Source organism: Nocardioides anomalus (assembly GCF_011046535.1).
GTDB classification, from domain to species: domain Bacteria; phylum Actinomycetota; class Actinomycetes; order Propionibacteriales; family Nocardioidaceae; genus Nocardioides; species Nocardioides anomalus.
On sequence record NZ_CP049257.1, the window covers coordinates 1,724,217 to 1,736,251 of the forward strand.

A 12,035-nucleotide genomic window follows, 5' to 3' on the forward strand; every position below is an offset into this window, starting at 1 on the left:
AGCAGAGGTGGTGTTCATGAGGACCTTCCGGGGTGTCAGCCGAGAGGAGTGAGGTGGGCGGTGTCGGTGCAGAGGTCGCAGCGTCGAGTGGCCGTGCGGATCAGCGCAGGCTCTGGATGTTGGTGCCGTCGGGGAGGTCCCGGCCGGCGTCGGAGAACGCCTTGGTGATGGCGGCCTGCGCCAGCGGCTTGTAGCCCGGGCGCTTGGCGGTGACGGTCGCAGCGGAGCGCTGCGCCGGTGCGAGGGTGCCCTGGAAGTGAGGCATGACGTAGCGGGCGAACAGCTCGAGGCTGGCCAGCGTCTGGGGCCGGTCGGCCCAGTCGTGGGTCATGATCAGGAAGGTGCCGAAGCCACCGGTCTGCTCGACCATCCGCTCGATGGCGGCGATGCAGTCCTCCGGGGTGCCGATGATCGAGCTGTCGTCGGCGATCTCGTCGGCCAGGGTGTAGTCGTTCTCGAGGCCCAGGACCGGCTTGAAGTAGACCTGCCGCTCGCGCTCGCGGGCCGCCTCGACGTCGCGGATGGCCTGGTCGCGGTCCTTGCTGAGGTGGACGCGGAGCACCATCCGCCACTCGTCGCGGCTGATCTCGGTGCCGGCGTCAGCCGCGGCCTTCTCGGCGATCGACCACTGCTCCTTCATGTCCTTCTTGCCGCCGATGAAGCCGGCGCTGAGGGAGAGGACGCCGACGCCGTGCCGCCCGGCCGTCGTCACGCCCGAGGGGGAGGTGGTGCTGGCCACCGCGACCGGCACGCCGTCGGGGTTGAGGGGCAGGAAGGCCAGCTGGGCCTCGCGCAGCTCGAACCAGTCGGTCTTCGCCGAGACGGTCTCGCCGCGCAGCAGCGGGATGATGGCGTCGAGCGCCTCGTTCATCCGGCTGCGCTGGGTCACCGGCTCGATGCCCATCATGTCGGCGTCGGAGATGAGCGCGCCCGGCCCGACGCCGAGCATGGCCCGACCGCGGCTCAGGTGGTCGAGCAGCACCGTGCGGTCGGCCACCATGAGCGGGTGGTGGTACGGCAGGCTCACCACGCCGGTGCCGAGCCGGATCCGTGCGGTCGTGACCGCCGCGGCCGACAGCACCATGAAGGGGTCGGCGATGCGCTCCACCCCGGTCGAGTGGTGCTCGCCGACCCAGGCCTCGTCGAAGCCGAGCCGGTCGGCCAGCTCGATGAGCTCCAGGTCGTGGCGCAGGGTGAGCGTGGGGTTGTCGTCGTTGGAGTGGAACGGCGCGATGAAGATGCCGAAGTCCATGCGGTCCGGGCGGGCCATGCCGGGTCTCCTCGTCGGTCGCGTGCGGTGGCAGCGCTGCGGCGCGGGTGTGACGGCGCTCTCAGCGAGACCTGAATCTACTCAGAAACCGACACTTGGCAACCCCTCGTGTCGGCAGGCAGGATGACCGGACCGACGCGGCGCACCGAGTGCCGGAGTCCTGCAGTGCCGCGACCATCCGGTCGCCGCTCGCGACCGCAGGTGCGTCCAGTTCGGCCGAGGAGGGATCGACAACGTGTCTGAGAGGTACTCAGATATGGGGGGCTCGCCCTTCGACCGGCACTGGTTCCGCCAGGTCCTGGGCCAGTACCCGACCGGTGTCTGCGTGGTGACCGCGGTGACGCCCGCCGGGGCGCGCAGCGGGATGGTCGTGGGCTCGTTCACGTCGGTCTCGCTCGACCCGCCCATGGTCGCCTTCTTCCCCAGCGCCGGCTCGCAGACCTGGCCGGAGCTGAGCGGCGCGTCGGCCTTCTGCGTCAACGTGCTCGCAGCCGACCAGGAACCGGTGGCGCGCCGCTTCGCCACGGCGCCGGCGGCCAGCCGCTTCGACGGGGTGGGGGCGCGCTCCTCGCCGGCCGGCGCCCCGCTGCTGGACGGCGTCGTGGCCTGGATCGACTGCACCCCGGCGTCGGTGCAGGCGGCCGGTGACCACTTCGTCGTCCTCGGCGACGTCACCGCGCTGGGGATCGAGAGCAGCAAGCTGCCGCTGCTGTTCTTCCGTGGCGGCTACGGCAGCTTCAGCCCGCTCAGCTTCACCGCCTCCGACGCGGAGGGCGTGCTCACCCGGCAGCTGCGCTGCCTGGACCTGGTCCGCCCCGTGCTGCGCCGACTGCCCGACAGCGGGCTGCGGTGCCTGGTGACCACGCGCAGCGGTGACCGGGTCGTGGTCCTGGGCCGGCTCGAGCCGCCCGCGCCCGAGGGCGCCACCGAGCCCACCGCACTGGTCGGGCCGGAGGCCCTCTCCCAACCGCACGGTGCTGCGGTCTTCGACGCCTGGGGGCCAGGAGTCGACGACCGCAGTGCCAGGCACCACCACCCCGACGCGGCCGACCGCCTGGCCCTGGTGCGGGAGCGCGGCTGCGCCCTCGGACCCGTCGAGCCGCCGACGCTGGACGACGACGCTCTCCGCGCGGTCGAGACGGTGACCGTCCCGGTCCTCGACGCCGATGGTGACGTCGTCCTGGCGATCACCGCGGACGGCTTCCGCCAGGAGCCCGAGGCCGTGCGCGAGGTGGTGCGCATGCTCCGTGCGTACGGCGACGAGGCGACCCGGCTGGTGCGCGGCCGCTCGCTGGCGCGGTCCTGACGCGGTCCTGACGCGGCCGTCGAGCGGACCACTTGCCACAACGGAAAGCGATGCGTACGCTTTCCACCATGGAAAGTGAAGCGACGGCGGAGGAGCTGCTCCGAGCCGCCGAGCGGGCGGAGGCGGCGCCGTGGGTGGAGCTGCCGACGACGCCGGCGTGGTACCCGCCCGCGGTCGGCCTCTGGGCCGGGGCGCTGACGCTGGCCCTGGGGCTGCTGGACGGCGTGGCCCGCTCGCTGGCCCTGGTGGTGCTGGTCGGCGCCGAGCTCGGGTTCCTCGCGTGGTACCGCCGCTACCGCGGCACCATGCCCACGGGCTGGGCGCCACGCGAGCTGCGGCCGGTGCTGCTGCTGTTCGTGGTCGGCCTCGCCGTGGTGGCCGGGCTGGCCCTCGTGCTGTGCCTGGTGGGCCAGCCGGTCACCGCCGCCGTCGCGGTGCTGGTCCTGACCACGCCGCTGGTCTGGTGGTACGAGCGCGCGTACGCCGCGGCGGCCGCGGCCACGCGGGCGCGGCTCGGGTGAGCGCGACGGGGACGGGGCAGGCGTCCTGGGCCGAGCTCGACCCGCTGCTGACCGCGCCCAAGCGGCTTGCGGTGATGGGGGTGCTGAGCCGCGCGGGGTCCGCGGACTTCGCGTTCCTGCGCGAGCACCTCGGGGTCAGCGACTCCGACCTGTCCAAGCAGATGACGGCGCTCCAGGGCGCGGGCTACGTGGCGGTGGCCAAGTCCGGCCGGGGCCGGGGTGCGACGACGCGGTTCAAGATCACCGGCCCCGGGCGCTCGGCGTACCGGAGGCACCGGGAGGTCCTGCATGCGCTCCTGGACGACGGCTAGGGCGTGTTGGTCGACTCAGCGCGGCGCCAGCCTGACGTGATCAACAGGCCCTAGGCCAGCCGGGTCAGCTCGACCGAGACCTCCATGGCGCTGGTGCCGGCACCGGAGTAGATGCCGCTGAGCGGCTTGACGTCGTCGTAGTCGCGGCCGGTGGCGACGACGACGTAGCGGTCGTCGGGCTGGACCGAGCTGGTCAGGTCGAAGGGGTGCCAGCCGTTGTCCCACCACTCGACCCAGGCGTGCGAGGCGCCCTCGGTGGGCTCGCCGACGGCGGGGGAGGGGTAGGGGTGGAAGTAGCCGGAGACGTAGCGGGCGGGGATGCCGAGGGAGCGCAGGCCGCCGATGACCAGGTGGGCCATGTCCTGGCAGACGCCGGCGCGCTGCTCCCAGGTGGCGGCGGCGGGCGTGAGCACGTCGGTGGCGCCCGGGACGTAGCGGACCTCCTCGGCCACCAGTGCGCACAGGCGGCGGGCGGCGTGGCCGGGGAGGGCGGCGGCGGAGGCGACCTCGCGGCAGCGGACGGCGAAGTCCTCGGGTGGGGCGACCGCGGTGGGGAGCATGAGGTACTCCGTCCACCGGTCGGCGACCTCGCGTCGGGTCAGCTCGGGCCAGGTGGTCGCGGGCTGGGGCACGGGCGGGCGGTTGACGTGCACGGTCGACGTGGCGGTGACGGTCATCGATTCGTGGGGGTCGACGACCTCGAACGCCGTGACCTGGGTGCCGAAGTAGTCGCGGTACTCGAAGGTCCACGGCTTCGGGGAGATCTCCAGGCGGCTGTGCACCACGATCTGGTCGGGCGTGGTGACCGGGGTCAGCCGGGCCTGGTTGTACGACGCGACCGCCTTGCCGTCGTAGGTGTAGGTGGTGCGGTGCACGACCCGCAGCTGCATGCTCATCCCTGGACCCCCTGCCACGCGAGCGCCTCGGAGCCGGCGAAGTAGCGCCGGGTGACTGCCTCGGTGGCCAGCGCGCACGTCGTCTGCACCCGCTCCATCTGGTGCGGGAGGTCGTCCATGAGGTCCGAGAGCGAGCGGTACTCCAGCTCGGCGCGCATCCGCCCGAGGAGACGCTGGGCGTCGTTCTGGAAGCCGGCGCGCTGGGAGGACTCGACGTTCTCCAGGCACTGCTCGGCCCGGTTGAGCGCGAAGACCACTGAGCGCGGGAACAGCCGGTCGAGCAGCAGGAACTCCGCCGACGCGCGCTCGGTCTCCATGCCGCGGTACGCGCGGAGGAACGCCTCGTAGGCGCCCGACGCGCGCAGCGTCGGCGTCCACGGCTGGCCGGCGCCGGCCAGCGCGGCGCTGGCCACCAGCCGCGAGGTCATGTCGGCGCGCTCCACGCAGCGGCCCAGCATCAGGAAGTGCCAGCCCTCGTCGCGCACGGTGGTGGCGTCGGCGGTGCCGTTGACCAGCGCCGCCCGCTCGCGCACCCACTGGAAGATCGCCGGCGCGCGCATGGCCTGGAACTGCCCGCTCGGGATGGCGCGGTACGTCGTGTTGAGGGCCTCCCACATCGGCACCGACAGCGTCTCGCGGGCCCGGCGCGCGCCCTCGCGGGCGGCGGCGAGCGCGGAGGCGATCGAGATGGACGAGGCCGGGTCGTAGCAGAGCGCGTCGAGCACCAGCGGGAGGTCGGCGCGGCCCTCGACGTGCTCGACGCCCATGATCGACAGCAGCGAGCGGCAGGTGGCGTCCTCGTCGACGGTGGCGTCCTCGAGGACCAGCTGGGTCTGCACGTCGAGGATGCGGGCGGTGTCCTCCGCGCGCTCGACGTACCGGCCGATCCAGAACATCGACTCCGCGATCCGGCTCAGCACGGGCCACCCCCTTGCTGCTGCTGCTCGGCCTGGGCGTGCAGGTCGGCGAGCACCGGGCCGACGGGCATCTCCGGGGCGTGGTGGACCGGCGGGGCCACCGGTGCCACCGGCGACTCGGGCACCTCGGGCACCTCGGCCGCCGCGGCGACCGGCTCGGTCACCGGCTCCTCGGCCGCCTCCTGCAGCTCGACCTGGGTCGGCCCGGCCAGCACCCAGGTGTCCTTGGAGCCGCCGCCGCGCGAGGAGTTCACGATCAGCTCGCCCTCGGCCAGCGCCACCCGGGTCAGGCCGCCGGGCAGCACCCAGACCCGCGAGCCGTCGTTGACGGCGAACGGGCGCAGGTCGACGTGGCGGGGCCCGAGCGAGCCGTCCACGAACGTCGGCACCGTGGACAGCTGCACCACCGGCTGCGCGATCCACGCGCGCGGGTCGGCCAGCACCTTGGTGCGCAGCCCGTCGAGCTCGGCGCGGGTCGCGTGCGGGCCGATGACGATGCCCTTGCCGCCCGAGCCGTCGACGGGCTTGAGCACCAGCTCGTCGAGCCGGTCGAGGACCTCCGCGCGCGCCTCGGCGTCGCCCATGCGCCAGGTGTCGACGTTGCGCAGCACCGGCTCCTCGTCGAGGTAGTAGCGGATGATGTCGGGCATGTAGGTGTAGACCAGCTTGTCGTCGGCCACGCCGTTGCCGACCGCGTTGGCCAGCGTCACGTTGCCGGCGCGGGCGGCGTCGATGAGGCCCGGTACGCCGAGCACGGAGTCCGCGCGGAAGTGCACCGGGTCGAGGAACTCGTCGTCGATGCGCCGGTAGACCACGTGCACCGGCTCCAGGCCCTTGGTGGTCCGCATCATCAGCCGGCCGCGACGGCAGACCAGGTCGCGGCCCTCGACCAGCTCGACGCCCATGGTCCGGGCCAGCAGGGCGTGCTCGAAGTAGGCGCCGTTGAACACCCCGGGCGTCAGCACCACCACGGTGGGGTCGGTGACGCCGGCGGGGGCGGCCGCGCGCAGGGCCTGGAGCAGCCGCTGCGGGTAGCCCGCGACCGGGCGGATCCGGTGCTCGGCGATGGTCTCGGGCAGTGCCGCGGAGATCGCGCGCCGGTTGGTCATCACGTAGGACACGCCCGAGGGCACCCGCACGTTGTCCTCGAGGACGCGGAACTCGCCGGCGTTGTCGCGGATCAGGTCGATCCCGCTCACGTGCACGCGCACGCCGTTGGGAGGGCGGACGTGGGCGGCCGCGCGGTGGTAGTGCGAGGAGGTGGTGATGACCCCGCGCGGGATGACGCCGTCGTCGAAGACCTGCCCCGCGTCGTAGACGTCGGCCAGGAAGAGCTCGAGGGCGCGGACCCGCTGCTGGACGCCCTTCTCGATGGTCGTCCAGGTGTCCATCTCGATGACGCGCGGCAGGATGTCGAGCGGGAAGGCCCGCTCCTCGCCGCCGATGTCGAAGGTGACGCCCTGGTCGAGGTAGCCCTTCTGCAGCGCCTCCACCCGGCTGACCAGCTCGGGCGTGGTCATCGTGTCCAGGCTGGTGCGCAGCCGCGCGTACGGCGGCCGGAGCCGGTCCCCGTCGAACATCTCGTCGTAGGCGGGGCCCGACGAGACGTACCCGTCGAACATGGCCACCATGTACCCAACCTAGTGACGTCGTTGACGGCTATGTTTCGGTGCCATGTCCTACTGGTACTGCCTCAACCACCACGCGGTCGAAGGCCAGGACGGCTGCGCCTACAAGGACCGCCTGGGTCCCTACGAGACCGAGGCCGACGCCGAGCGCGCGCTGGAGAAGGTCAAGGAGCGCAACGAGGCCTGGGACAACGACCCCAACTGGAACGACAAGAAGTAGCGCCGCCGGTGGCCATCCCGCAGCGCGACCAGGCGTCGCCGTGGCCGTTCGTGGCCATGGTCGGCATGGCCGGCTGCTTCTTCCTGTACGCCGCGAGCGGGCTGCTCGCGCCGTGGTACGGCGTGGTGCTGCTGCTGGCCGTCTGGGTGGTCCTGTTCGTGGTCGCCACCCGGTGGTGGACGCCGCACCCGCGGCGCACCCTGCTCCTGCCGGTGATCGCGGTGGTGGTGTGGTTCGCGGTGCTCGTCCTCGGTGAGGCGCTCTTCGACTGGACCGCCTGAGCCACTCCGTCTGGGGTCAGCCCCGGGGGCGGACCCGCAGGATCACGTCGTTCCCGCCGCCGTTGTCGGTGGTGACCAGCAGGTCGCCGTTGCTCGCCTGCACCGCGGTGCGGATCCGGCCCCACTGCTTCAGCGCCCGGGGCTGGCGCACCCTCTGCAGGGTGCCGGCGGCGTCGAAGGTCAGGAACAGCACCCGGCTGGCCTTGAGGCAGGCCACGGCCAGCGCGCCGTCGAGGGCGCGCCACTTCGTGCCGTTGACGAAGGTGCCGCCCGAGGTGGCCACGGTCGGGTCGCCCGAGCTCCACTTCGCCTCGATCTGGTCGCCCGGCAGGCCCTGGTCGGTCATGGGGACCGTCTCGTTGTAGCCGGGCACCGGGTCGTACCCGTAGTCCCCGCCGTTCTGCAGCAGGTTGACCTCGTCGTCGCGGGTGGTGCCCTGCTCGATCGACCACAGGGTGCCGTCGGCGCGCTCGGTCACGCCCTGGACGTTGCGGTGGCCGTAGGTGTGGACGTAGCGCCGCGGGCCCTGTGCGCCGGCGAACGGGTTGCCCGGCCACGGCGCGCCGGTGAACCGGTCCAGCCGCAGCGTCTTGCCGCCGAGCGAGTCGAGGTCCTCGGGGTTGGTGCCCTGGGCCGCGTCGCCGGTGCCGACGAGCAGCGAGCCGTCGCTGGTCACGAGGAGCCGGCAGCCGCCGTGCCGCCCGGAGCTGGTGGGGAAGCCGCCGACCAGCTCCCGGTCCAGCTTCGCCTTCCTGAGCCGCTTGTCCAGGGTCCACGCCTTGACGTTGACGTCGTGGCCGCCGCCGTCGGTGTTCCCGCCCTGGCAGGTGTAGATCCGCCGGTTGCTGCGGAAGTCCGGGTCGACCTCGAGCCCCATCAGCCCGGTCTCGCCGGAGACCCAGACCTGCTTGCGGGGGAACTTCACGCGGTGCACCTTGCCCCCGACGAACACCGAGAGCTCGGCCCGGTCGCGCTGGGTGAAGATGAGCCCGCCGCCCGGGAGGGACCGCACGTCCCACGGGTGGTCGAGGTGGCGCACCACCGGCCGGACCTTGAGCCTCGGGACGCCCTTCTTGGCCGGCGCGGCGGCGACGGCACCCTCGGCGGGCGCGGCCACCGCTGGGGCGGCGGGCGCGAGCGGGACGAGCAGGGCCAGGACGGTCGCGACGAGCACCGGGCGCATGCCCGGCACCGTACCCGCGCTCGATGAGAGCGCGGTGGGGTCTCAGAGCCAGCCGTTGCCGTCCGCGGCGATGACGGCCTCGGCGCGGTTGGTGGCGCCGGTCTTGCCGATCGCGGCGGAGAGGTGGTTGCGGACGGTGCCCTCGGACAGGTGCAGCTTCTTGGCGATCGCGGCCACCGCGGAGCCGTCGCGGGCGGCGCGGAGCACCTCGGTCTCGCGGGGCGTGAGCGGGGACTCGCCGGCCACGAGGGAGTCGGTGGCCAGGGCGGGGTCGACGACGCGCAGGCCGGCGTGCACCCGGCGCACGGCGTCGGCGAGCTGGGCGGCGGGGGGTGTCCTTGACCACGAAGCCGGCCGCGCCGGCCTGGAGGGCGCGGCGCAGGTAGCCGGGCCGTCCGAAGGTCGTCACGATCAGCACGCGGGTGGACGGCGAGGCCTCGCGGACCGCGGCGGTCGCGGAGATGCCGTCGAGCCCGGGCATCTCCACGTCGAGCAGGGCCACGTCGGGCCGGGCGGCCAGGACGGCGGGCAGCACGGACGGACCGTCGCCGACCTCGGCCACCACCTCGAGGTCGGGCTCGAGCGTGAGCAGCGCGGACAGCGCCCCGCGGACCAGCGCCTGGTCGTCGGCGAGCAGGAGGCGGATCGTCACGGGGTGGTCACCGCCGGACCACCGAGAGGGAGAAGCCGGGTTCGAGCTGGCGGGTGACGACGGTGGCGCCGACGTCGGCGGCGCGCTCGCGCAGACCGGCCAGGCCGGAGCCGTGGCCGTCGGGCGAGGGGATCGCGGTGCCGTCGTCGACGACCTCCGCGCGGTCCGGGGCCAGGCGCACCTCGCAGTGGGTGGCGCGCGAGTGCCGGATCACGTTGGTCACGCCCTCGCGCACGGTCCAGGCGAACAGCTCGCGCAGCTCCGAGGGCACCTCGTCGGTGCTGTTGGGGATCTCGGCGCTGATCTCGGCGGCGCGCAGCGCGACGCGGGCCCGGACCAGCTCGCCGGGCAGGCTGATGTCGCGGTAGCCCTCCACCGCCCGTCGTACGTCGGCCAGCGCGTCGCGGCTGAGCCGCTCGAGGTCGGCGATCTCGGCCCGGGCGCGCTCGACGTCGACGTCGAGGAGCTTCTGGGCGAGCTCGGCCTTGACCGTGATGACGGTCAGCGAGTGGCCGAGGATGTCGTGCAGGTCGCGGGCGAAGCGGGTGCGCTCGTTGTCGACGGCCAGGCGAGCGTTCTCGATCTGGGCGTTGACCAGGTCGATGTTGCGGGTCATCACCGCACGCAGGCCGAACACGGCCACCGAGGCGGCCATGATCGCGAACGCCGTGCCGACCTGGCTGCCCCAGCCCTCGACCGCGCTCAGCGCGATGGCGCCGAGGACCAGTCCGACCGCGATCGGCGCCGAGACCCGCAGCGGGAAGACCATGACGCAGGCGACGCTGACGTAGACCGCGCAGGCCAGCCCCGGTTCGCCCACGCACCACACGGTGAGCGCGGCCAGCCCGACCAGCGCGCCGACGTACGCCAGCGACCAGCCCAGGGCGGGGTCGACCACCAGGCGCTGCCGGTCGGCGCGGGCGCGGACCCACAGCAGCATGTAGACGGCCGCGAACGCGACCGTGGTCACCATCCCGAGCACGCCGCGCAGCTCGTCGCGGCGGGCCCAGCCCTCGAGCAGCGGGTTGAGCAGGAAGAACAGCCAGATGCCCGCGAAGAACGGCCCGAGCCGGCCGACGTGGCTGGGGGACTGGGCGTCCGCCGCCTCCGTCTCGGCCGGCCGGGTCTCGCTCACCGTCACACCGAGCACGGTAGTCACACGCGCGCGGTGTCCTTCGACATCCGCCACGCCGCGCCGAGGACGAAGACCGCGAGCCAGCCCAGGGCGTTCACGACGGCGTACCACGGGAGCTCACCGGTCAGCGGCGCCCGGGTGATCTCCGCGACGCCGAACATCGGCGTCCACTGCGCGATGTGCCAGATCACGCTGGTGTGGTCGTCGATCGGGATGAACACGTTGCCGAGGAAGGACATCAGCGCGAGACCGGGGCCGAGGACCTGCATGGCGTTCTCACCGGGGACCAGGTAGCCGACGAAGACACCCAGCGCGGCGAAGACCAGCGTGCAGATCACGCACAGCACCGCGCACGCGACCCAGCGGCCGGCCGGCATCTCCGGCTTGCCCTGGAACAGCCCCGCGGCGTTGACCACCGCGACCGCGATCGCGCCCATGACCAGGGCGACGAGGGCCTTGATGAGGATGTAGGCGACCGGGCTGAGCGGCGTGAGCCGCAGCTGGCGCGACCAGCCCATCGCGCGCTCCATGGCCACCGTGGCGCCGGCCGAGGCCGCGGTGAGCGCGGCGCCGTAGAGCGCCATCGAGACCATGATGTAGGCCGCCACGTTGCCGTGGCCGGCCTGGTCGTCCCACCCGTCGGTCCCGCCGAAGGCGAAGAACAGCCCGGCCGGGAAGACGAGGGTGAAGAAGAGGGTGCGGCGGTTGCGCAGCACCCGCTTGAGCTCGATGCCGAGCACGGTGGCGCTGAACCCGCCCAGACGCGGGACGCTCCGCGCGCTGACGTCGATCGTGGTGGGGGTGGTGGTCGTCATGCTCACTCCTCGTTCCCGGTCAGGCTGAGGAACGCGTCCTCGAGCCCCTTGGCGGTGATCTCCAGGTCGCGTGCGTCGGTCTCGGTCAGCAGGTAGCGCGCGACCACGTCGCTGTCCTTGGCGTGGATGAGCACGGAGTCACCGCGCACCTCGACGCCGTCCACGCCGCCGAGGGCGGCCAGGTGCTCGGTGTCGACGTCGGTGACGGTGGCGCGGATCGAGCGGCCCGAGGCCAGCGCCCGGATCTCCGCGCCCGAGCCGTCGGCCACGATCTTGCCCTTGCTGACCAGCACGATGCGGTCGGCGTACTGGTCGGCCTCCTCGAGGTAGTGCGTCGCGAACAGCACCGTGCGGCCCTGCTCGGCGTCGCGCCGGATCGCCGACCAGAACGTGCGCCGGCCCTCGACGTCCATGCCGGTCGTCGGCTCGTCCAGCAGCAGCAGGGCCGGGTCGGAGAGCAGCGCCATCGCGAAGCGGAGCCGCTGCTGCTCACCACCCGAGCACTTGGCGACCTTGCGGTCGGCGATGCCGGTGATGCCGGCGTTGGCCAGGACGTCGTCGACCGCCCGGGTGTCGGCGAAGAGGCTGGCGGTGTACTGCACGGTCTCGCGGACGCTGAGGTCCTTGAGCAGCCCGCCGGTCTGCATGACCGCCGAGACCAGGCCGCGCGCGATGGCCTGCCGCGGCTCCATGCCGAGCACCTGCACGGTGCCCGTGGTCGGCTGCGACAGGCCGAGCACCATGTCGATGGTCGTGGTCTTGCCGGCGCCGTTGGGCCCGAGGAAGGCCACGATCTCGCCCTGGTGCAGCTCGAGGTCGATGCCGCGGACCGCCTCGACCGCACCGAACTTCTTGGTCACGCCGTGCAGCGCGACCGCCGGCGTCTGGTTCTGGGTCATG

General features: G+C 73.0%; 13 protein-coding genes and 1 pseudogene. 5 read left to right on the plus strand and 9 right to left on the minus strand.

Annotated features, from left to right (window positions below):
* Nucleotides 1-100 precede the first annotated feature (100 nt).
* Nucleotides 101-1,270: an LLM class flavin-dependent oxidoreductase gene (locus G5V58_RS08720; protein ID WP_165231157.1), complete on the minus strand. Its 1,170-nt coding sequence runs from the start codon at nt 1,268-1,270 to the stop codon at nt 101-103.
* Nucleotides 1,271-1,526: 256 nt separating this feature from the next.
* Here G5V58_RS08720 and G5V58_RS08725 point away from each other — a divergent pair, with 256 nt between their 5' ends.
* The 3 genes from G5V58_RS08725 to G5V58_RS08735 all read left to right on the plus strand — a co-directional run bounded on the left by G5V58_RS08725 (nt 1,527) and on the right by G5V58_RS08735 (nt 3,408).
* The gene (locus tag G5V58_RS08725; protein WP_165231160.1) at nt 1,527-2,576 is read left to right on the plus strand and encodes a flavin reductase; all 1,050 of its coding nucleotides are present in this window, start codon (nt 1,527-1,529) and stop codon (nt 2,574-2,576) included.
* A gap of 68 nt (nt 2,577-2,644) precedes the next feature.
* Nucleotides 2,645-3,097 (plus strand): hypothetical protein, encoded by a 453-nt coding sequence (locus G5V58_RS08730; protein ID WP_165231163.1) that lies wholly within the window; start codon nt 2,645-2,647, stop codon nt 3,095-3,097.
* Nucleotides 3,094-3,408, plus strand: coding sequence for a transcriptional regulator (locus G5V58_RS08735; RefSeq protein ID WP_230487196.1), 315 nt, complete (start codon nt 3,094-3,096; stop codon nt 3,406-3,408). The genes G5V58_RS08730 and G5V58_RS08735 overlap by 4 nt, the downstream gene beginning before the upstream one ends.
* A gap of 50 nt (nt 3,409-3,458) precedes the next feature.
* Here the strand turns inward: G5V58_RS08735 and G5V58_RS08740 are convergent, their stop codons facing one another.
* From G5V58_RS08740 to G5V58_RS08750, 3 genes are read right to left on the minus strand one after another with little or no spacing between them, the layout of a single operon-like run.
* Nucleotides 3,459-4,304 (minus strand): transglutaminase family protein, encoded by an 846-nt coding sequence (locus tag G5V58_RS08740; protein ID WP_165231166.1) that lies wholly within the window; start codon nt 4,302-4,304, stop codon nt 3,459-3,461.
* Entirely contained in the window at nt 4,301-5,224 is a 924-nt protein-coding gene (locus G5V58_RS08745; RefSeq protein WP_165231169.1) for an alpha-E domain-containing protein, read from the minus strand. Before G5V58_RS08745 ends, G5V58_RS08740 begins: the two co-directional genes overlap by 4 nt.
* A complete protein-coding gene (locus tag G5V58_RS08750; protein WP_230487197.1) occupies nt 5,218-6,852 on the minus strand; it encodes a circularly permuted type 2 ATP-grasp protein in 1,635 nt (544 codons plus the stop codon). The genes G5V58_RS08745 and G5V58_RS08750 overlap by 7 nt, the downstream gene beginning before the upstream one ends.
* A gap of 43 nt (nt 6,853-6,895) precedes the next feature.
* Between G5V58_RS08750 and G5V58_RS08755 the strand changes: the two genes are divergently transcribed.
* Nucleotides 6,896-7,069, plus strand: coding sequence for an SPOR domain-containing protein (locus G5V58_RS08755; protein WP_165231172.1), 174 nt, complete (start codon nt 6,896-6,898; stop codon nt 7,067-7,069).
* An 8-nt stretch (nt 7,070-7,077) separates the two neighbouring features.
* Entirely contained in the window at nt 7,078-7,350 is a 273-nt protein-coding gene (locus tag G5V58_RS08760) for a hypothetical protein (RefSeq protein WP_165231175.1), read from the plus strand.
* Nucleotides 7,351-7,366: 16 nt separating this feature from the next.
* Here G5V58_RS08760 and G5V58_RS08765 read toward each other — a convergent pair whose 3' ends face one another.
* The 5 genes and pseudogenes from G5V58_RS08765 to G5V58_RS08785 form a co-directional block, all read right to left on the minus strand.
* Nucleotides 7,367-8,533, minus strand: a complete 1,167-nt coding sequence (locus G5V58_RS08765; RefSeq protein WP_165231178.1) for a PQQ-dependent sugar dehydrogenase — start codon at nt 8,531-8,533, stop codon at nt 7,367-7,369.
* Nucleotides 8,534-8,575: 42 nt separating this feature from the next.
* Nucleotides 8,576-9,185 (minus strand): annotated as a pseudogene (locus G5V58_RS08770) (response regulator).
* Nucleotides 9,186-9,192: 7 nt separating this feature from the next.
* Nucleotides 9,193-10,326, minus strand: a complete 1,134-nt coding sequence (locus tag G5V58_RS08775; RefSeq protein WP_230487198.1) for a sensor histidine kinase — start codon at nt 10,324-10,326, stop codon at nt 9,193-9,195.
* A 14-nt stretch (nt 10,327-10,340) separates the two neighbouring features.
* Nucleotides 10,341-11,135, minus strand: a complete 795-nt coding sequence (locus tag G5V58_RS08780) for an ABC transporter permease (protein WP_165231181.1) — start codon at nt 11,133-11,135, stop codon at nt 10,341-10,343.
* 2 nt (nt 11,136-11,137) lie between these two features.
* Entirely contained in the window at nt 11,138-12,034 is an 897-nt protein-coding gene (locus G5V58_RS08785; RefSeq protein WP_165231184.1) for an ABC transporter ATP-binding protein, read from the minus strand.
* Between the last annotated feature and the right edge of the window lies 1 nt (nt 12,035).

What these genes read in the sequence shown, in the direction of transcription:
- G5V58_RS08755 (WP_165231172.1), top strand. Translation starts at nt 6,896, where the DNA reads ATGTCCTACTGGTACTGCCTCAACCACCACGCGGTCGAAGGCCAGGAC.
- G5V58_RS08720 (WP_165231157.1), bottom strand. Translation starts at nt 1,270, where the DNA reads ATGGCCCGCCCGGACCGCATGGACTTCGGCATCTTCATCGCGCCGTTC.
- G5V58_RS08765 (WP_165231178.1), bottom strand. Translation starts at nt 8,533, where the DNA reads ATGCGCCCGGTGCTCGTCGCGACCGTCCTGGCCCTGCTCGTCCCGCTC.
- G5V58_RS08785 (WP_165231184.1), bottom strand. Translation starts at nt 12,034, where the DNA reads ATGACCCAGAACCAGACGCCGGCGGTCGCGCTGCACGGCGTGACCAAG.
- G5V58_RS08730 (WP_165231163.1), top strand. Translation starts at nt 2,645, where the DNA reads ATGGAAAGTGAAGCGACGGCGGAGGAGCTGCTCCGAGCCGCCGAGCGG.
- G5V58_RS08740 (WP_165231166.1), bottom strand. Translation starts at nt 4,304, where the DNA reads ATGAGCATGCAGCTGCGGGTCGTGCACCGCACCACCTACACCTACGAC.
- G5V58_RS08725 (WP_165231160.1), top strand. Translation starts at nt 1,527, where the DNA reads ATGGGGGGCTCGCCCTTCGACCGGCACTGGTTCCGCCAGGTCCTGGGC.
- G5V58_RS08750 (WP_230487197.1), bottom strand. Translation starts at nt 6,852, where the DNA reads ATGGTGGCCATGTTCGACGGGTACGTCTCGTCGGGCCCCGCCTACGAC.
- G5V58_RS08780 (WP_165231181.1), bottom strand. Translation starts at nt 11,135, where the DNA reads ATGACGACCACCACCCCCACCACGATCGACGTCAGCGCGCGGAGCGTC.